The sequence below is a fragment of the Pseudomonas sp. CH235 genome, assembly GCF_004368175.1.
GTDB classification, from domain to species: domain Bacteria; phylum Pseudomonadota; class Gammaproteobacteria; order Pseudomonadales; family Pseudomonadaceae; genus Aquipseudomonas; species Aquipseudomonas paraglycinae.
The window spans coordinates 1-17,883 of sequence record NZ_RRZJ01000049.1 but is presented as its reverse complement, the minus strand read 5'-3'; the positions used below and the strand labels follow the sequence as shown (position 1 = coordinate 17,883).

The window sequence follows — 17,883 nt, the reverse complement described above, 5'->3', positions numbered from 1 at the left end:
CGGCATCGCCCTGGGCCACGCGGTAGATCTGGCCGTGGATGCCCGAGCCCTGCGGATCGAGGGCGAGGAACGCCTGTTTGTGCAGGAGTTTTTCCAGGTCCAGATCCGGGTTTTCGCTGACCAGTTCCAGGTCGAAACGAAACGGCTGGCTGATGCCTTCGGTGCCGGTGAACGACAGCACTTGCAGGTCGCAAACGTAGTCCTCAACGGTCAGGCTGAAGTGCGTTTCGTTGGCTGGACTGAACATTTGACGCTCCTTGAGGTGAAACTGAATCTCCTGAAAGTTCTAACCTCGGCGAAAGCCTGATCCAGAACCGAGTCGGATCATAAAGGCTTAAAGTTGCGCAAAAAGTTGCGCACATGCCCTGAAAGCCGCGGTTCATAAGGCCTGTTCGAAGTTGCTACGAGATGTTTCTTGGCAAAGTGATATCACTTTTGCTGATATTTCCACGTGATTGTCGATCACGTCAGGCGATACAGTGGAGCGCAAACCGCAACCTGAACGCAGGAAACGAGATGGCAAAGTTTTACGATGCGCGCGGCAATATCTACGGCGTGGTTTCACCCCTACAGGTGCGAGAGGCGGGCATCGACCTGCCGGCCAACGCACAAGAGGCGGCGTCATCCAGAGCCATCTGGAGCGAGCAGGCCATCGCGACATTCTGCCAATGGCCTGACGCAATCCGGCCCGCCGGTGCCAAACATCATCGCAGCGATGGCTTGCTGATCGGCCCGTTTCAGTCCTCGGCACCCTTTGATCTGCTGATCGTCAACACCGACGGCACGCTGGCCGAGCGCAGCGGCAACGGTCTGACGATTTTTTCTCAGGCACTGCTTGAGCAGGGGCTGATGCCAGAGCAGGGCGCATCGTTGCAGGTGCATCACGACAAACAGGATGCGCAGTCGCCCGTGCCGATCTCGGTCAAGCCGGCTGAGGTCGCGGGCGTGCAGGGCTTCTGGCTGGATCTCGGGCAACCCGGATTCGGCCCGGCAGCCGTCAGTGCGCTCGGCGTTGAACCGGTGTCGTTCAATGGTGTGGAAATCAGCCGTGTTCGACCGTTGGCGCAACTCGATCCCGGCTGGGCACACAGTCAGTTCGTGAGAATCGGCAATCCGCACTGCGTGACGCTGCTGGAGGACGAGGCGGCATTGCCGAGCAACGAACAGATGCTTGAGTCGCCGCTGGCGGACAGTCTGACCGCCATCGCCTTCGCCGTGCCCACCGGCGCCGGCCAGCCGTGCCCGGCCGGGGTAAACCTGCAATGGGCGATACGTGCTGGCGATCAACGCATTGTGGCGCGGGTGTTCGAACGGGGCGAAGGCCCGACCGCCTCATCCGGCACCAGCGCCAGTGCGGTGGCGAGTGCGGCGTGGCGGGTGGGCTGGGTGTCAGCGGGAGAGGTGCAGGTGGTGATGCCCGGCGGAACCGCGCCGATCCTGCTGGAGGAGCGCGACGGAGAACTGCTGCGAGTGCGCCTGTTCGGCACGGCGCACACGACAGAAAAGTGAAGTCCCTTTCATGATCGTCCCCCCGGGAACGATGGATCCCTTGGGCTTTACTGTGAGCCGGTTCGAGGCGGTTGTCGCCTGTCAGATCTGACAGGCTGGCTCTTTCGATTCGCGATAAAACCGGCGCGAGCAATAACCGCCACTCAACCCTCCACGAACTCCACCACCGGCATCTGCCGCTTCATCAACACCTTGCCGTTGCGGATCGAATACAGCGGCAGGCCCTGGCTGCGGATCACTTCGTAGTCGCTGTCCGCCGACAGGATCAGCAGGTTTGCCGGGCGGCCCTGTTCCAGGCCATAGCGTTCGCCAAGGTGCATGGCCTTGGCGCTGTTGTCGGTGACCAGATCCAGCGCGCTTTGCAGGTTGCGGTAACCGAGCATGTGGCAGATGTGCAGCCCGGCTTCGAGGACCCGCAGGATGTTGCCGTTGCCCAGCGGATACCACGGATCGACGATCGAATCCTGACCAAAGCAGACGTTCATGCCCGCTTCAAGCAGTTCGTTGACGCGGGTCACGCCCCGGCGTTTCGGGAAGTTGTCGAAGCGACCTTGCAGGTGAATGCTTTCGGTCGGGCAGGAGACAAAACTGATCCCCGAATGCCCGAGCAGGCGGAACAGTTTGGCGCAGTAGGCGTTGTCGTAGGAGCCCATCGCCGTGGTGTGGCTGGCGGTCACGAGGGCGCCCATGTCGCGGCTGCGGGCCTCTTCGGCCAGCACTTCGAGGAAGCGCGAATGCGGATCGTCGGTTTCGTCGCAGTGCACATCCACCAGACAACCGGTGCGCTCGGCGAGGTCCATCAGGAACTTCACCGAGCTGACGCCCTGGTCACGGGTGTACTCGAAATGCGGGATCCCGCCGACCACGTCAGCGCCCATGCGGATTGCTTCTTCCATCAGCTCGCGCCCGTTGCGGAACGACTCGATGCCTTCCTGAGGAAACGCGACGATTTGCAGGTCGATCAGGTGACGGCTTTCCTCACGCACTTCGAGCATCGCCTTGAGCGCGGTGAGTTGCGGATCGGTGACGTCGACGTGGGTGCGCACGTGCTGGATGCCGTGGGCGGCGAGGGTCTGAATGGTTTTCTTCGCCCGGGTCTTGGTGTCTTCCTGGGTGATGGTGACCTTGCGCTCGCCCCAGCACTCGATGCCTTCGAACAGCGTGCCGCTCATGTTCCAGCGCGGCTCGCCGGCGGTCAGGGTGGCGTCGAGGTGAATGTGCGGCTCGACGAAGGGCGGCACCACCAGGTTGCCGCCGGCGTCGAGGTCGTCGGGGCCCAGGGTCGGCGCTTCGGTCTGGCGCGCGATGCTGCGGATCAGGCCGTCTTCGAGGTGCAATTCGTGCAGACCTTCCTGGTTGCGCAGTCGGGCGTTGATGATGTGCATCGGGCGAATCCTTTTATAGATCTTGTAGAGGGGCGGCCGCGTTGCGGGCGCCGAGCAGGCCGGTCACTGCGATATACGTTAACGCGGCAACGGCGATGCCGACCAGCGGCGCGACCCACGGCGAGCCGAACGCCGCGACCGTCCCGGCTGCGTAGGCCGCAAGCCCCGGCCAGTTGAACGCCGGTAACCGTGCGTCGGCCAGTCGCGGATAACGCCCGCGCCAGCGGAAGAAAAAGTCCGCCATGATCACGCCGCCAATCGGCGGGATCACCGTGCCGAGCAGGATCAGATAAGGCACCAGCATGTCGTACATGCCCAGCAACGCGAGCGCGGTGCCGATCACGGCGCCGGCCAGGGTCACGGTCTTGCGGCGACCGGTGCGCAGCAGGTTGCAGCCGGCGACGGCGAAGTTGTAGATGGTGTTGTCCTGGGTACTCCAGATGTTCAGCAACAGCATCGCCATCGCCGCCATGGCGAAGCCCTGCAACAGCAGCACTTCGACCACGTCGGGCTGTTGATAGACGATCGCACCATAGGCACCGATCAGCACCATCAGGCCGTTGCCGATGAAAAAACCGATCAGACTGGCCAGCACCGCGACCCGTGCCGAACGGGAAAAACGCGTCCAATTGGTGGCCTGGGTCGCGCCGCTGACGAAGGTACCGAATACCAGCGTGATGGCGGTCGACCAGTCCAGCGAACCGCTGGGCACGACGCTGAGCAAACCGTCGAGGCCGCCGACTTTCACGGTCGCGACCCACATCGACAGCATCAGCAGCAACATCATCGCCGGCACCGCGATGTACGACAGAATCTCCAGCCCGCGATAACCGACATACGCCGTGGCGCAGAACACCAGACCGAACAGCACCATCAGCCCCAGCACCGTGGCTTCGTTCAAATCGAAATACTTGCCGAGCACCACCGCCGCCGTCGCGGTGCCCCAGGCGTACCAGCCGATCTGGGTGAAGCCGAGGATCAGGTCGCTGAGCTTGCTGCCGACTTCGCCAAAACAGAAGCGCCCCATCAGCACCGAATTCAGCCCGCTTTTGAAGGCGATGTAACCCAGGCCTGCGGCGTACACGCCGAGCAGCAGGTTGCCGATGATGATGACGGCGAGCATTTCGCCGAAGTTGAACGCCACGCCGAGCTTGCCGCCGGCAAACATGGTTGCGGTGAAGAAGGTGAAGCCCAGCAGCACCATCGCCGTGGAGGCCAGGCCTTTGCGCGCGTGCATCGGCACTTCACTGAGGGGGTAATCGTTGCCGGGATCGTTTTGCGTCATGGGGCGTTCCTTGCTGGAAAGGGGAGGACGCGAAGAGGTTGCAGCGGTCGTGCCAAACGCGATGTTGCGAGTATTTATAGACGAGGCACGGATGATCGGCGCGAAAGCAGTGCATCGGGCGCCGCACCGAACCATGTGGGAGCAGCTGTTCCCACAGAGTCACGGGATTGGATCAGAGGAACCGCAGCAGCGCGGCGACTATGGCTTCAGGCGCATCTTCCTGCACCAGATGCCCGGCATTCGGGACCGGATGAAATTGCGATCCTGGAATCATCTTGTGCAACTCACGCCCGCGTTCGATGGGGATCCACTGATCCTCTTCGCCCCAGAGAATCTGCACCGGGCAACGGATCGTCGGGTACAGCGGCTGCGCCTCCAGCGTGTAGCGCTGGTCCATCTGCGCGATCTGCCGGTAGAACGCCGCTTGCCCCGGATCGCCCAGCCACGGCTGGACGTAGGGCGCCAGTTCATCGTCGGGAATATCCCGCTGGATCGCCCCGCGAATATAGGTCGGGACGATGGCGCGCTGGATGTAATCCGGCAGGCCGCTGAACGCCGCCTCATGCTGGCGCACGTGCTGCACGAACGGCGAACCCCAGGGTGTCAGCGCCACCGGGTCGATCAGGGTCAGGCTGCGGTAATCCTTGCCGTTGAGCAGGTGCGCGCGCAGCACGGTGGCGCCGCCGAAGTCGTGGGCGACCACGTCCGGGCGTTGCAGATTCCAGTGATCGAGCAACTGAACGAGCAATTCGTTCTGCACACCGAGGGATACATCGGCGTCCGGTTGCTCGGACTGCCCGTAGCCCAGCAAATCGAAGTAATGCACCCGATGCGTGGCGAAAAAGTGCGGCGCGATGCGGTGCCACACGTAAGACGAGAAGGGCGTGCCGTGCACGAACACCAGCGGCGGGCCGTCGCCGCGCACCCCGTGGCGAATCTGTCGCCCGTTGAAATCAAAGACCTGATCCAGCAGCCAGTCCCTCATGGGCCTGTCCTCTTGGCGGGTTCGAGCCAAAAAGCATAGGCGTAAAAAAACCACCGGTCTCGGTGGTTTTTTTGTGTCGCGGGAATTACTCGCCGCGATAGATGCAACCGCTGGTGCAGGTCTCGTGGATGCGGATCGCACTGAGTTCCGGCAGCAGGGGCTTCAATTCATTCCAGATGAATTTGGCCAGCACTTCGCTGGTCGGGTTCTCGAGGCCCGGAATGTCGTTGAGGTAGTTGTGGTCCAGACGCTCGTACAACGGCTTGAAAATCGCTTTGATCTCGGAGAAATCACGGATCCAGCCGGTGTGCGGATCGAGGTCGCCGCTCAGATGAATCGCCACTTTGAACGAGTGACCGTGCAGGCGTCCGCACTTGTGGCCGTCCGGTACGTGGGGCAGGCGGTGGGCGGATTCGAACGTAAATTCCTTGAAGATTTCCACAGTGATTTCAGCTCTGTTCAGATGGCGTTCGCCGCAGCGAATTCGGGCAGGCGGCGAGTTTATCAGCTTGTTCCCGGCTGTGCTGACTAAAGGGTCAGCAAGCGCTCGGCGAGGCGACCGTTGGCAGTCAGTTCAAGGAATTCGTCGCCCAGCCGTCGGCTCTCATCCATCGCCGCGCGCCAGTATTTCTGCCGGCTCGGCGCATCGCCCATGAAGCGCTTGAAGTCGTTACGGTCGGGGAGTTTGCCGTAGGGCAGGCGCGCCAGGTATTCCTTCGACGGCGCGAGCAACAGCACGTCCTGCAAGCGCTCGACCGAAGCTTTGCGCCACGGCAGGGTCTTGTCGAACCAGCCCGGAATCACCCGGTCGGTGAAGTGCGGATACAACACGATGTCGTCGCCGCTGTAAGGCAGGTCGAGGTGATAGTCGAGCAGACCACCGTCGCGGAACGTGCCGGCACCAGCGCCCGGCAGGTCGCGCACGCCTTCCATGACCATCGGGATCGAACCGGAGGCCAGCAGTGCCTGACGCAGGTTGCCGGCATCGAGGGCGACGAAGCGCGACGGGAAGTCATTCAACGCATGCACCGGCGGCGCCAGGCGCGGGTCGTGGATGATCAGCCGTTCGAAGTGCCGCGACAGCCGCGCCCGGCCCCGCAGGTTGTCGGCGATCACCGAGCCCAGCGCCAGCCCGAGCCGGCCGCGATGGTCGTCCGCCAGCCCGCCGTGGCTTTTGACCACCATGATGTTCAGGCGGTAATGGGCGTTGGTCAGAAGGCTGGCATCGCGACCGTCGAGCAGGTCATCGAGCATGCGTTGCGAACTGCGGCTGACGTCGCCGATGGTCACGCCTTTGTTGAAGTTCTGCTCGGTGTACAGATGACCGAGGCGGCGGATGCCTTCGGCGGCGTCCGGCAGACAAGCGCTGGCGAAGCGCCAGGAACCCACCGACGCACCGATCAGCGAACGCTCGCGCGGCGCCGCCGGCAGCCACTCGCCGAACAGCGCCAGATCCAGCCCCTGAATCCCCAGCGCCTTCGGCCCACCGGCAGCACCGGGCAGGGTGCCGACGTCGGCGGCGCTCAGGCCTTGGGCACGAATACGCGCCATGGCCTTGGGGCCGGCCTTGAGGGTGAGGGCAGGGAACTTGATGTGAATGGCGGTCATACCGGTCTCGCTCGTTAGCAAGCGAAAGATTATAAGCACATGTTGCCGTGGCTGCAGGAGCAGGCCCAATGATGGCCATTCAGTTTCAGTTAAGTTCGCACCGTTAAGGTGCCGACCGTAGCGACACATAAAAATACGGAGACACCATGAAAACCCTGACTGCCCTGACCCTCGCCTCGATCATCGGCCTCGCCGCCAGCACCGTTCACGCCCGCGATCTCGGCCCGGATGAAGCCCTGCGCCTGCGCGACGCTGGTACTATCGTCTCCTTCGAGAAGCTCAACGCCACCGCGCTGGCCAAACACCCGGGTTCGACGATCACCGACACCGAGCTGGAAGAACAGTACGGCAAGTACATCTACCAGATCGAACTGCGTGATCCGCAGGGGCTGGAATGGGATCTGGAACTGGATGCGGTGAGCGGGCAAGTGCTCAAGGATCATCAGGATACGTAATGAAGGTGAATGTTCGCGCCACCCGCCGTACGGCATTGGCGCTGGTGATGTTTTGCTCGACGGCGATGGCCCGCGACCTGGGGCCCGACGAAGCCCTCAATCTGCGCAAGCAGGGCGTGATCCTGCCGCTGGAGCAAGTGCTGCAGCAGGCGATGGATCGTTATCCCGGCGCGAAACTGCTGGAAGTCGAGCTGGAAGAAAAACACGACGTCTACATTTATGAAGTCGAGTTGCTGACCGTCGAAGGTGTGGCCCGTGAGCTGCACCTGAAGGCCGACACCGGTGAACTCGTGAAAGACAAGGAAGATTGACCGATGCGCTTGCTTCTGGTGGAAGACCACGTACCGCTGGCCGACGAACTGCTGGCCGGCCTGCAACGTCAGGGCTACGCGGTGGACTGGCTGGCGGACGGACGCGATGCGGTCTATCAGGGCAGCAGCGAGCCCTACGACCTGATCGTCCTCGACCTCGGTCTGCCCGGCGTGCCGGGGCTTGAAGTGCTGGCGCAATGGCGCGCGGGCGGTCTGACGATTCCGGTGCTGATCCTCACCGCCCGCGACTCCTGGGCCGAGCGCATCGAAGGCCTGAAGGCCGGTGCCGACGATTACCTGACCAAACCTTTCCACCCGGAAGAACTGTATTTGCGCATCCAGTCGCTGCTGCGCCGTTCCAAGGGCCAGGCCAACCAGCCGACGCTCAAGGCCGCCGGTCTGCACCTGGACGAGGGCCGTCAGTGTGTCGTGCGCGACGGTGCCGACATTCAGCTGACCGCCGCCGAATTCCGTCTGTTGCGCTACTTCATGCTGCACCCGGAGCAGATCCTCTCCAAGAGCCACCTCGCTGAACACCTCTATGACGGCGAGACCGAGCGCGATTCCAACGTGCTTGAAGTTCACGTCAATCACCTGCGGCGCAAGCTCGGCAAAAGTGTGATCGAAACCCGCCGCGGTCAGGGTTATCTGTTTGGCGGACAGGCTTCGTGAGATCGATCCAGCGCCGCTTGAGCCTGGGGTTGATCAGTGTGCTGGTGGTCGTCGGCGTGCTGCTGGCGCAAACCAGTCTGTGGTTGTTCGAAGTCGGATTGCAGCGCTATCTCGAAGCCGGCTTGCGTAACGACAGCGAGAGCCTGCTGGTGGCGCTGGTTCGCGGCCCGCAAGGCTTGCAGCTGGATGAGCGGCACTTGTCGCCGGCCTACCAGCGACCGTTTTCCGGGCATTACTTCCGCATCGATTTCGCCGACAGCCATTGGCGCTCCCGCTCGTTGTGGGATCAGGATCTGCCGCTGCTCGAACGCTCCGGCCTGCACAGCAACCTGCAACTGGGGCCGGACGGCCAGCAATTGCTGGTGCTGCGTTCGGACTATCGACGGCTCGGCCAGTCGATTTCCATCAGCGTGGCCCAGGATTACACGCCGGTGCGCGAGAGCTTCCAGCGCATGCGCCAGATCGGTCTCGGCCTCGGGCTGGCCGGGTTGCTGCTGATTCTGTTGCTGCAACGCCTGACCGTGCGCCGCGCGTTGCGTCCGCTGGAAAAGGCTCGTGAACAGATCGCCCAGTTGCAGCAGGGCCAGCGTTCACAACTCGATGAACAAGTACCGGCGGAACTGGAGCCGCTGGTGGCGCAGATCAACCATTTGCTGGCGCACACCGAAGACAGCCTCAAGCGCTCGCGCAATGCCCTGGGCAATCTCGGGCACGCGCTGAAAACCCCGTTGGCGGTGCTGCTCAGTCTGGCGTCGAGTGAAAGGCTCGACGCGCATCCGGAACTGCGCAAGATTCTCAAGGAACAACTGGAGCAGGTTCAGCAACGGCTGAACCGCGAGCTCAACCGTGCGCGGCTCTCTGGCGATGCGTTGCCGGGAGCGCTGTTCGATTGCGACGCCGAGCTACCGGGGCTGCTGTCGACGTTGAACATGATCCATGGCGAGCACCTGGAGCTGAGTTATGTGGCCCCGCGGGGCCTGCAATTGCCGTGGGATCGTGAGGATCTGCTGGAACTGCTCGGCAACCTGCTGGACAACGCCTGCAAGTGGGCGGATGCCGAGGTGCGGCTGAGCGTGGTCGAAACGGCCGAAGGTTTTGTGCTGAGCGTGGAGGATGACGGGCCGGGGATTCCCGAGGCGCAGCGGGCTCAGGTGTTCAGCCGTGGGACGCGGCTGGATGAGCAGACCCATGGGCATGGGTTGGGGCTTGGGATTGTGCGGGATATTGTCGAGACTTGGGGTGGGGTTTTGGTGTTGGGTGAAAGTGAGTGGGGTGGGTTGAAGGTGGAGATTCAGTTGCCTCGGCGGTGAGCTTCAAGAGCCCCCTCATCGGAACGCCGCCCGCCTAACCCTCTCCCGGAGGGAGAGGGGACTGACCGAGGTGGATGTTCGAGTCTCACCGACTTGATATATCGAGGTGTACTCAGGCTCCGATAGCAACGGAGATCTGCTCCCTTTCCCCCTCGCCCCCTTGGGGGAGAGGGCTGGGGTGAGGGGGTAAGCTCTTGATCTTCAGCAATCCCGAGTCAAACCCGAAACTGATCCATCAAACTCTGCTGCTGATTCGCCAGGCTATTGAGCGACTGACTCACCCGCGCCGATTCATTCGCCTGTCCCGAGAGCGACTCCGTCACATCACGAATCGTCGCCACGTTGTTGTTGATCTCCTCGGCCACCGCGCTCTGCTCTTCGGCAGCGCTGGCGATCTGCAGGTTCATGTCGCTGATCACCGTCACCGCATCGCCGATCTGGCGCAGCGCGGTCACGGCCTGGCCGACCTGTTCGACGCTGCCCTGGGCCTGACGATGGCTGTTGCCCATCGAGCCGACCACGTCCTGGGTGCCGTTCTGCAATTGCTCGATCACCTGACGGGTTTCTTCCACCGATTCCTGAGTGCGGCGGGCGAGGTTGCGCACTTCGTCGGCGACCACCGCAAAACCGCGTCCGGCTTCACCGGCGCGGGCGGCTTCGATGGCGGCGTTCAGGGCCAGCAGGTTGGTCTGTTCGGCGATGGCGCGGATGGTTTCCAGCACGGTGCCGATTTTCTCGCTGTTGGCGGCCAGGCCTTCGACCTGCACCATCGCTGCGCTCATGTCGGCGGCGAGGGTGTCGATGCTGGCGGTGGTGCGGTCGATCACGGTCAGGCCCTGACGGGTGGCGCGGTCGGCATCCTTGGCCGCTTCGGCGGCTTGTGCCGCGCTGCGGGCCACGTCCTGAGCGGTGGCGCTCATTTCGTGGGACGCGGTGGCCACCTGATCGACCTGACGGTATTGCTGCTCCATGCCGGCGCTGGTCTGAGTGGCGATGGCCGAAGACTGATCGGCGGTGTTGCGCGCATCCTGCACCGAGCGTTTCACCTCGGCGATGATCGGTTGCAGCTTGTCGAGGAAGCGGTTGAACCAGCCGGCCAGTTGACCGAGTTCATCCTTCTTGTCGTAGGCCAGACGGCGGGTCAGGTCGCCTTCGCCGCTGGCGATGTCTTCCAGCATATGGGCCACGCCGAGGATCGGTTTGGTCACGCTGCGGGCCATCAGCCACACCAGCAGCAGGCCGATCAGCGCGGCGAGCACGCCCAGGCTCAGTTCGATGAGGGTGCCCGAGGTGTTGCTGGCATCCAGTTGCTGCTTGAGCGCTTCGGCGCGGCTGACCAGCACTTTCTCCGGCACATCGAGCAGCACGCCCCACGACGGGCCGCCGGGAATCGGCTGGAACGGCGACAGCACTTTCAGTTGCGCGTTGCTGTGCAGGCTGCTGACGGTGTGGCTCGAAGCGAGCAGGCGCAGCAGCTCGGCGCCGCTGGTGGTGTCCACGGCATCCAGGCGCTGGCTGAGTTTATTGGCGTCCGGGCTGTAACCGGCGAGCAGGCCGGCGGGGCTGATGATGCTCACGGCGGTCTGGCCGTCATAGAGCTTTTTGCTGGCGCTCTGGCTGATCGCTTGCAGGCTGTTGAGGTTGATGTCGACCGACAGCGAGGCGATGACTTTGCCGTTGACCATCAACGGGAACACGATGCTGGTCATCAGCACCTTTTGCCCGTCGATCACATAGAAGTAGGGTTCGATCACGCACGGCTTGAGCGTGGTGCGCGGGCAGGTGAACCAGGCGTTGGCGGCCTGGCCGCTGGGGCCGGTGCTGGTGTCGGTCATGTCGCTTTCCGGCAGCGCCATTGAGGTCACCTTGCCTGGGGTCGGTTGCGACCAGTACAGGGCGAAGCGGCCCTTGTCGTTGCTGCCCAGTTCAGCCTGACCGGCAAACAGTTCGTCCTTGCCGTCCAGCGCGTTGGCTTCGAACACCAGCGACAGGCCGAGCAGATCCGGATTGGCCTGCAGCGCCGATTTCACCTGACGAGTCATGTCTTCGCGCAGGTCGAAGGCATCGAGGAAGCGCTTCTCGGCCTGTTCGCGCAGGAACAGCACCTGACGCGAGAAACCGTGGCCATATTGATAGGCGTCCATGAACTGCTGGCGAATGCCCGCTGCCTGGACTTCGCCCTGGGATTCAATGCGGGCCTGGGCCGACTCGGTGAGCATTTCCATGCTCGAAGCTTTCACCAGTTCGGAACTGTGCTCCATGCGATACAGCGAAAGACCCACCAACAGGGTCACGATACCGGCCAGGCAGAGCCCGGCGAGCAGGGTGATTTTCCATTGGATGGAAAGTTGTCTGAGTGACATGGAAACGTCCTTATTCGATAAATATCTGAGACTTTGCACTGTAACGGCCGCGTTTCGGCTTTCTTTATGGCGTAAATGCAATATGGCGAATTGACGCATGTTGTGGCGGATATGCCTTGTTCAGCGGATTGATCATGGAAAGTTACACAGTGTTGCGACCAGTCGCTTTGACACTGCGCCCGCGCTGCGGCACAGTGCGCGCCCTTCTAATAAGACCCTCTATGCAAATCCGCTGGCGACCCTCGTGGCTTGTCGGCCGGACTCATCCTGTCTGGCGGTGAATGGCTTTACCGTCGTGTTTTCGAGGTAGTGAAATGAATGCAGTGATTGCTGCGGTCGGCGTCATGCTGATCCTCAGCCTGTCCCGGGTGCATGTGGTGATCGCGTTGATCGTCGGTGCGCTGGTCGGTGGCCTGACCGGTGGTCTGGGCATCGACGCCACGCTCAAGGCCTTCAACAGTGGCTTGGGTGGCGGGGCGACAGTGGCGTTGTCCTACGCGTTGCTCGGCGCTTTCGCCGTGGCGATTGCCAAGTCCGGTCTGGCCCACGCGCTGGCCGACAAGGCTCTGGCGATGGTCGACCGCCAGCATGCGACCGGTGGCGGCAGCGTCAAATGGATGCTGATCGGCCTGCTGTGGGTGGTGGCGATCGCGTCGCAGAACATCCTGCCGATTCATATTGCGTTCATTCCGCTGCTGGTGCCGCCGCTTCTCTATGTACTGACCAAGCTGCAACTGGACCGCCGGCTGATCGCCTGCGTCATGACCTTCGGCCTGATTACGCCGTACATGTTCTTGCCGGTGGGCTTCGGCAATATTTTCCTAAACGAGATCCTGCTGGCCAACGTTGCCCGCAGTGGCGTTGACATCAGCGGTATCAACGTCACCCATGCCATGGGGATTCCGGCGCTGGGCATGCTGGTGGGGCTGGGCATCGCCTTTATCAGTTACCGCAAGAAGCGCGTATACGACCTGGGAAAAATCGAGCAGGTCGAGCAGGTGGCAGTGCAGTACAACCCCCGCAGTCTGTTGATCGCCGGTGTCGCCATTGCCGCAGCCTTCATTATTCAGTTGCTGCTGGATTCGATGATTATCGGGGCGCTGGCCGGTTTCCTGATCTTCTCGGCGTCGGGCATCGTCAAATGGCGCGAGACGGACGACCTGTTCACCGAAGGCATGAAGATGATGGCGATGATTGGGTTCATCATGATCGCCGCTTCCGGATTCGCCGAAGTGATGAAGGCCACCGGCGAGGTGCAGACGCTGGTCGAGTCGTCGGCGTCGTGGATCAACCACAGCAAAGGCATCGGGGCCTTGCTGATGCTGCTGGTCGGGCTGCTGGTGACCATGGGCATCGGCTCGTCGTTTTCCACGGTGCCGATTCTGGCGGCGATTTTCGTGCCGCTGTGCGTGCAACTGGGCTTCAGCCCGATTGCCATTGTCTGCATCGTCGGCACGGCCGGTGCCTTGGGCGATGCCGGTTCGCCCGCGTCAGACTCGACCCTCGGCCCGACCTCCGGGCTGAACATCGACGGCCAGCATCACCACATCTGGGACACCGTGGTTCCGACCTTCCTGCACTACAACCTGCCGCTGCTGGCGTTTGGCTGGGTGGCTGCGATGGTCCTCTGACGTGATCGTTTGATCGTTCCCACGCTCTACGTGGGAATGCCTCTTGTGACGCTCTGCGTCACGCTTTGGGACGCGGAGCGTCCCGGGCTGCATTCCCACGCGGAGCGTGGGAACGATCTGCATCGGGGGGTCTAAGCTCAACTTTTGGTTTCGCGTGCCGTTAAAGCCTTTAACCACGCCAATAAAACCAAAAGAGTGAGCCCCCATGCGCCTGAGTCTCAAGGCTAAAGTCCTGTCCCTTGCCGTCCTTCCGGTGCTGCTCTTTGCGCTGGTGATCAGCCTGACCACGCTGTTCATCCTTCAGGAACAGGCGCGCAATGAAGTCCAGCAGACCCGCGAACGCCTGCTCGGTGACGCCAAAGCCACGCTGGCCAGTTACGTCGCCGTGGCCATGACCACCATCAAACCGTTGTACGACGCCGCCGCTCCCGGTGACGCCGAGGCGCGGGCGCAGGTGATCAAGCTGCTGTCGAGCATCAAGTACGGCAAGGACGGCTACTTCTTCGGCTACGACTCCGAGACCGTGCGCCTGTTCAAGGCCAACGACCCCGAAGGCGTGGGCAAAAGCTTCAAGGACAACCGCGACCCGAACGGCGTCTATGTCAACCGCGACCTGGTGAAAGTCGCGAAGGACGGCACTCACTACCTGCAATACAGCTCGCCGCTGCCGGGCAACGCGCAAGTGCTGGTGCCGAAACTTGGCTACACCGAATATCTGGCGAAGTGGGACATGGCGGTCGGTACGTCGGTCAACCTCGACGGCATCGAAGCGCAAGTGGCGGTGGTCGAGGCCAAGGTGCAGGAACGCATGCAGGGCGTGGTCTTGAGCATCGTCGGTGTGGCAGTGGTGGTGCTGCTGGTGATCGCGGCGGCGGGGATGCTGCTGGCCAACACCATTCTGCGACCGCTGACCCTGATGAAAGCCAACCTCGATGACATCGCGGCGGGCGAGGGTGACCTGACCCGGCGCCTGACCATCACCAGCCAGGACGAACTCGGCGAACTGGCCGGCTCGTTCAACCGTTTCGTCGACAAGATCCACGGCCTGGTGCGGCAGATCACCGAGATGACGTCGCAACTGACTGGCTTGGTGACGCAAGTGTCGGATCAGGCCCAGCGCTCCGATCAGGCCATGGAACGTCAGCGTCACGAAACCGATCAGGTCGCCACGGCGATCAACGAGATGTCCGCCGCCGCCCAGGAAGTCGCCAAGAGCGCGCAGAACGCCGCCGTCGCCGCGCAGCAGACCGACGAAGAGGGCCAGACCGCCAAGCGCGTGGTGGCCGGCAGCATCAAGCAGATTCATGCGCTGGTGGACGACATCCGCAGCAGCGGCGTGTCCCTCGACAGCCTGCAGCAGGACGTGTCTTCGATTGTCGGCGTGCTCGGGGTGATCCGTTCGATTGCCGAACAGACCAACCTGCTGGCGCTCAACGCCGCGATCGAAGCAGCCCGGGCGGGCGAGGCCGGGCGCGGGTTTGCGGTGGTGGCGGACGAGGTGCGGGCGCTGGCGTCGCGCACGCAGATCAGTACGCAGGAAATTCAGGGCATGATCGACCGCTTGCAGGCGGGTACGCAGTCGGCGGTTGAAGCGATGCGCCGTTCCAGCGAGGCGGGTGACGGCACGTCGGCCCAGGCCAATCAGGCGGGGGCTTCGCTGGATGCGATGGCGGATCTGATTGCGACCATCAACTCGATGAACGCGCAGATTGCCAGTGCCGCTGAAGAGCAGACGGCGGTGGCTGAAGAGATCAACCGCAGCGTGCACCAGATTGCGGTGGCGGTGGATAACGTGGCGGATGAGACACAGTTGGGGGCGCAGACCTCGCGCAGTCTCGCGGAGTTGGGGCAGCGGCTTGGGAAGTTGGTGGGGCAGTTCCGGATCTGACCCCCAAAGGCCCCCTCACCCTAACCCTCTCCCGGAGGGAGAGGGGACTGACCGCAGTGTCTTGCGTCATACATCGACCTGAAAAATCGTGTCGATTATGGATTCACAGCCGATCGCTCATGTCGGCGTATCTCTCGAATATCCCCCGTTCGGTTCCCTCTCCCTCCGGGAGAGGGCTAGGGTGAGGGCCGGCTTTTGACTTTGGCGAGCTCAGGGCCTGTCCCAGTAGGGGACTTCGCCAAAGCACTCGATAAAAAAGTCGATGACCGTCCGCACCTTCACCGACAACCGCCGGCTCCCCGGCCACAGCACCGAAATCTGCTGCGGCTCGACACTGTTCGACACCTGATACTCCCCCAGCACTGGCACCAGCGTGCCCTGACGCACCGCCTCACCGATCAGCCATGACGGAAACATCACCAGCCCCAGTCCTTGCACAGCTGCCTGGGTCAACGTGTCTGCGTGGTTGCCGGTAATCGTGCCCTTGACTGCATACGGCGTCCACTCGCCCTGATCCTGACGGAAGAACCAGCGTTGCAAGCCGGCCGCGCCCTTGTAGGCCAGGCATTGATGGCGGGCGAGGTCTTCGGGATGCCGGGGCGCGCCGAAACGCTTGATATACGCCGGGCTGGCCGCGACCTGAAACCGGTGCGGCGCGAGGATCCGCGCCTGCATGCTTGAGTCGTGCAGCGGGCCGATGCGAAACAGCAGATCGGCGCCTTCCTGCAGTGGATCGATGTAGTGGTCGGTCTGCTGGATGTCCAGTTGCAGCTTCGGATAACGCTCGCACAAACGGCCGAGCCATGGCGTCAGGTGGCGCTGGCCGAACACCACCGGGGCGTTTATCCGCACCAGGCCGGTCGGTTCGCTTTGCTGTTCCTGCAACGCCTGTTCGGCTTCTTCCAGTTGCACCAGCACCAGCCGCGCGTGGTGGCCGAGCATGCGCCCGGTCTCGGTCGGCGTGACCGCGCGGGTGTGGCGGTAGAGCAGTTGCTGGTTCAGCGCCTGCTCCATCAACTGGATCTGCCGGGAAATCGAGGAGGGCGCCACGCCCTCGCGGCGGGCGACTTCGGAAAAACTGCCGTGGTCGAGCACCGCCACAAACAGCCTTAGCGCCTTGAATCCCAGTTCGTTGAGCCCGTGCATCGTCTGTCCTGCTGTGCGAGTTGCGCAAAAGTGTTGTCCGGATGCTCCCATTTATCGCACAGCGGCGCCAGCCGATAATCCGCGCCATCGTTTCCTTCAGAGGTTTTTCAGATGCAGTCGTTTGATGAAGTGAGTGCCGCGCCGGCGCCGGTAGCGCGGCCTGGTTTGCGTTTGTTGCTGTTGCCGCTGGTGATTCTGGCTGGCATGGGTTTGTCGGTGGAGGCGGGGTTGCTGGGGCCGTTGGGTGAGCAGGTCGGGCATTTGTGGGCGACCTTGAGCATCTTCGGGGTGGGCTCGGCGATTCTGTTTTTGTTGTTGCTGTTTGCGGGGCCGCAGAAGGGGCCGGCGCTGACCGATCTGCCGCGCTGGCAGTTGATCGGCGGTTTTCTGGGGCCGATGTATGTGGTGGTGTTGACGCTGGCGACGCCGCATATCGGGATTGCGATGACGATGATTGCGATTTTGTCGGGGCAGGTTGGCAAGAGTGTGTTGATTGACCATTTCGGTTGGTTTGGGGCTACGCGCAAGAAGGTCAATGCTGAGCGGTGGCTGGCGTTGGGGTTGATTGTGGCGGCTTTGGTTTTGATTGCGCGGGGGTGAGTGATGAGTCTGGTTATTTTGTTGGCGGTGGTGGTGTTGGCCGGTGCGGTGTTGAGTGTGCAGGCGGCGATCAATGGGCGTCTTGGGGAAACCGTTGGTGTGTTGCGCAGTAGTTTGTTGACGTTTGCCGTCGGCGCTGTGAGCACGGGGCTGCTGATTCTGTTTTTCGAACCGGCCCATGCGGTCAGCCTGCTGGACGTGCCTAAGTGGCAGCTCAGTGGCGCGTTGTTTGGCGTGGTTTACATGATGGTCATGGTTGGTGCGGTACCGCGCGTCGGTACGGCCGTGGCTACGGTGGCGGTGATTGTCGGGCAGTTGGGGATGGGGATGATGATCGATAATTTTGGGTGGTTGGGGAATCCGGCGATTGAGCTGTCTTCTAGTCGAGTTTTGGCGATGGTTTGTCTCGGGTTGGCGCTGGTTTTCATGTATCGCAGTAGTGTTCGGGGTTCTGATTGATTGAGTGAGTGAGTGAGTGAGTGAATATCCGTTTCTTCGGGTGCGGCCGCTGGCGGTTTCGCTCTTACAGCGAGTCACTTTGGCAAACGCCCCAAAGTAACCAAAGGTCTTGGGCCCTGACGTTCGGCACCTCGCTGTGGCTCGGTGTCCCTTCGCTCCGGGATTGATCCGGGGGCATCGCCTACGGTTTGCTTCGCTGCACCTCCTCTCGATGCATGCGGCTGCGCCGCACGGTCGCTGCGCTCCCACCCCCGGATCAATCCCTCCACTCAGCCT

The 17,883-nt window shown here is 62.4% G+C and carries 16 protein-coding genes and 3 pseudogenes; 10 read left to right on the top strand and 9 right to left on the bottom strand.

Annotated features, from left to right (window positions below):
• Nucleotides 1-247: pseudogene (locus EIY71_RS27770) on the bottom strand (type VI secretion system tip protein VgrG); the annotation flags it as partial.
• A gap of 269 nt (nucleotides 248-516) precedes the next feature.
• On the opposite strand from EIY71_RS27770, the gene EIY71_RS27765 reads away from it, so the two are divergent.
• Nucleotides 517-1,509 (top strand): diaminopimelate epimerase, encoded by a 993-nt coding sequence (locus tag EIY71_RS27765; protein WP_085745865.1) that lies wholly within the window; start codon nucleotides 517-519, stop codon nucleotides 1,507-1,509.
• Between the two features lie 143 nt (nucleotides 1,510-1,652).
• Here the strand turns inward: EIY71_RS27765 and codA are convergent, their stop codons facing one another.
• The 5 genes from codA to EIY71_RS27740 form a co-directional block, all read right to left on the bottom strand.
• Nucleotides 1,653-2,894 carry a cytosine deaminase gene (codA, locus tag EIY71_RS27760; protein ID WP_085745866.1) on the bottom strand — a complete coding sequence of 414 codons (1,242 nt, stop codon included), beginning with the start codon at nucleotides 2,892-2,894 and terminating at the stop codon, nucleotides 1,653-1,655.
• A gap of 13 nt (nucleotides 2,895-2,907) precedes the next feature.
• On the bottom strand, nucleotides 2,908-4,179 hold the full coding sequence (codB, locus tag EIY71_RS27755; RefSeq protein WP_085745867.1) for a cytosine permease: 1,272 nt from the start codon (nucleotides 4,177-4,179) through the stop codon (nucleotides 2,908-2,910).
• Nucleotides 4,180-4,351: 172 nt separating this feature from the next.
• Nucleotides 4,352-5,164: an alpha/beta fold hydrolase gene (locus EIY71_RS27750; RefSeq protein WP_085745868.1), complete on the bottom strand. Its 813-nt coding sequence runs from the start codon at nucleotides 5,162-5,164 to the stop codon at nucleotides 4,352-4,354.
• A gap of 85 nt (nucleotides 5,165-5,249) precedes the next feature.
• The gene (queD, locus tag EIY71_RS27745) at nucleotides 5,250-5,606 is read right to left on the bottom strand and encodes a 6-carboxytetrahydropterin synthase QueD (protein ID WP_007955941.1); all 357 of its coding nucleotides are present in this window, start codon (nucleotides 5,604-5,606) and stop codon (nucleotides 5,250-5,252) included.
• An 86-nt stretch (nucleotides 5,607-5,692) separates the two neighbouring features.
• A complete protein-coding gene (locus EIY71_RS27740; RefSeq protein WP_085745869.1) occupies nucleotides 5,693-6,772 on the bottom strand; it encodes a patatin-like phospholipase family protein in 1,080 nt (359 codons plus the stop codon).
• Between the two features lie 146 nt (nucleotides 6,773-6,918).
• On the opposite strand from EIY71_RS27740, the gene EIY71_RS27735 reads away from it, so the two are divergent.
• From EIY71_RS27735 to EIY71_RS27720, 4 genes are read left to right on the top strand one after another with little or no spacing between them, the layout of a single operon-like run.
• The gene (locus EIY71_RS27735) at nucleotides 6,919-7,227 is read left to right on the top strand and encodes a PepSY domain-containing protein (RefSeq protein ID WP_011335107.1); all 309 of its coding nucleotides are present in this window, start codon (nucleotides 6,919-6,921) and stop codon (nucleotides 7,225-7,227) included.
• Entirely contained in the window at nucleotides 7,227-7,538 is a 312-nt protein-coding gene (locus EIY71_RS27730; RefSeq protein WP_039770259.1) for a PepSY domain-containing protein, read from the top strand. The genes EIY71_RS27735 and EIY71_RS27730 overlap by 1 nt, the downstream gene beginning before the upstream one ends.
• 3 nt (nucleotides 7,539-7,541) lie before the next feature.
• Nucleotides 7,542-8,210 (top strand): response regulator transcription factor, encoded by a 669-nt coding sequence (locus tag EIY71_RS27725; RefSeq protein ID WP_011335105.1) that lies wholly within the window; start codon nucleotides 7,542-7,544, stop codon nucleotides 8,208-8,210.
• A complete protein-coding gene (locus EIY71_RS27720) occupies nucleotides 8,207-9,520 on the top strand; it encodes a sensor histidine kinase (protein ID WP_085745870.1) in 1,314 nt (437 codons plus the stop codon). The genes EIY71_RS27725 and EIY71_RS27720 overlap by 4 nt, the downstream gene beginning before the upstream one ends.
• A gap of 215 nt (nucleotides 9,521-9,735) precedes the next feature.
• Here EIY71_RS27720 and EIY71_RS29035 read toward each other — a convergent pair whose 3' ends face one another.
• On the bottom strand, nucleotides 9,736-10,491 hold the full coding sequence (locus EIY71_RS29035) for a methyl-accepting chemotaxis protein (RefSeq protein WP_371807414.1): 756 nt from the start codon (nucleotides 10,489-10,491) through the stop codon (nucleotides 9,736-9,738).
• 102 nt (nucleotides 10,492-10,593) lie between these two features.
• Nucleotides 10,594-10,740: pseudogene (locus tag EIY71_RS29030) on the bottom strand (HAMP domain-containing protein); the annotation flags it as partial.
• A gap of 1,457 nt (nucleotides 10,741-12,197) precedes the next feature.
• On the opposite strand from EIY71_RS29030, the gene EIY71_RS27710 reads away from it, so the two are divergent.
• The 3 genes and pseudogenes from EIY71_RS27710 to EIY71_RS29020 all read left to right on the top strand — a co-directional run bounded on the left by EIY71_RS27710 (nucleotide 12,198) and on the right by EIY71_RS29020 (nucleotide 15,402).
• Nucleotides 12,198-13,514, top strand: coding sequence for a Na+/H+ antiporter family protein (locus EIY71_RS27710; RefSeq protein ID WP_102687106.1), 1,317 nt, complete (start codon nucleotides 12,198-12,200; stop codon nucleotides 13,512-13,514).
• Between the two features lie 205 nt (nucleotides 13,515-13,719).
• Nucleotides 13,720-14,496: pseudogene (locus tag EIY71_RS29025) on the top strand (cache domain-containing protein); the annotation flags it as partial.
• 84 nt (nucleotides 14,497-14,580) lie between these two features.
• Nucleotides 14,581-15,402: a methyl-accepting chemotaxis protein gene (locus tag EIY71_RS29020; protein WP_371807413.1), complete on the top strand. Its 822-nt coding sequence runs from the start codon at nucleotides 14,581-14,583 to the stop codon at nucleotides 15,400-15,402.
• A gap of 210 nt (nucleotides 15,403-15,612) precedes the next feature.
• On the opposite strand, the gene EIY71_RS27700 is transcribed toward EIY71_RS29020, so the two are convergent.
• On the bottom strand, nucleotides 15,613-16,548 hold the full coding sequence (locus EIY71_RS27700; RefSeq protein WP_134023884.1) for a LysR family transcriptional regulator: 936 nt from the start codon (nucleotides 16,546-16,548) through the stop codon (nucleotides 15,613-15,615).
• Nucleotides 16,549-16,659: 111 nt separating this feature from the next.
• Between EIY71_RS27700 and EIY71_RS27695 the strand changes: the two genes are divergently transcribed.
• Together EIY71_RS27695 and EIY71_RS27690 are read left to right on the top strand one after the other, a co-directional pair.
• Nucleotides 16,660-17,148 (top strand): DMT family transporter, encoded by a 489-nt coding sequence (locus EIY71_RS27695; protein WP_039770247.1) that lies wholly within the window; start codon nucleotides 16,660-16,662, stop codon nucleotides 17,146-17,148.
• Nucleotides 17,149-17,151: 3 nt separating this feature from the next.
• Complete coding sequence (locus tag EIY71_RS27690) at nucleotides 17,152-17,607, top strand: DMT family transporter (protein WP_134023882.1); 456 nt, start codon at nucleotides 17,152-17,154, stop codon at nucleotides 17,605-17,607.
• The last annotated feature ends 276 nt before the right edge of the window (nucleotides 17,608-17,883 follow it).

Excerpts from the sequence above, each read along its gene's own strand:
- EIY71_RS27690 (WP_134023882.1), top strand. The coding sequence starts at position 17,152 with ATGAGTCTGGTTATTTTGTTGGCGGTGGTGGTGTTGGCCGGTGCGGTG.
- codB (WP_085745867.1), bottom strand. The coding sequence starts at position 4,179 with ATGACGCAAAACGATCCCGGCAACGATTACCCCCTCAGTGAAGTGCCG.
- EIY71_RS27700 (WP_134023884.1), bottom strand. The coding sequence starts at position 16,548 with ATGCACGGGCTCAACGAACTGGGATTCAAGGCGCTAAGGCTGTTTGTG.
- EIY71_RS27730 (WP_039770259.1), top strand. The coding sequence starts at position 7,227 with ATGAAGGTGAATGTTCGCGCCACCCGCCGTACGGCATTGGCGCTGGTG.
- EIY71_RS27725 (WP_011335105.1), top strand. The coding sequence starts at position 7,542 with ATGCGCTTGCTTCTGGTGGAAGACCACGTACCGCTGGCCGACGAACTG.
- EIY71_RS29035 (WP_371807414.1), bottom strand. The coding sequence starts at position 10,491 with ATGGAGCAGCAATACCGTCAGGTCGATCAGGTGGCCACCGCGTCCCAC.
- codA (WP_085745866.1), bottom strand. The coding sequence starts at position 2,894 with ATGCACATCATCAACGCCCGACTGCGCAACCAGGAAGGTCTGCACGAA.
- EIY71_RS27710 (WP_102687106.1), top strand. The coding sequence starts at position 12,198 with ATGAATGCAGTGATTGCTGCGGTCGGCGTCATGCTGATCCTCAGCCTG.
- EIY71_RS27750 (WP_085745868.1), bottom strand. The coding sequence starts at position 5,164 with ATGAGGGACTGGCTGCTGGATCAGGTCTTTGATTTCAACGGGCGACAG.
- EIY71_RS27740 (WP_085745869.1), bottom strand. The coding sequence starts at position 6,772 with ATGACCGCCATTCACATCAAGTTCCCTGCCCTCACCCTCAAGGCCGGC.
- EIY71_RS29020 (WP_371807413.1), top strand. The coding sequence starts at position 14,581 with ATGACGTCGCAACTGACTGGCTTGGTGACGCAAGTGTCGGATCAGGCC.
- EIY71_RS27765 (WP_085745865.1), top strand. The coding sequence starts at position 517 with ATGGCAAAGTTTTACGATGCGCGCGGCAATATCTACGGCGTGGTTTCA.
- EIY71_RS27735 (WP_011335107.1), top strand. The coding sequence starts at position 6,919 with ATGAAAACCCTGACTGCCCTGACCCTCGCCTCGATCATCGGCCTCGCC.
- EIY71_RS27695 (WP_039770247.1), top strand. The coding sequence starts at position 16,660 with ATGCAGTCGTTTGATGAAGTGAGTGCCGCGCCGGCGCCGGTAGCGCGG.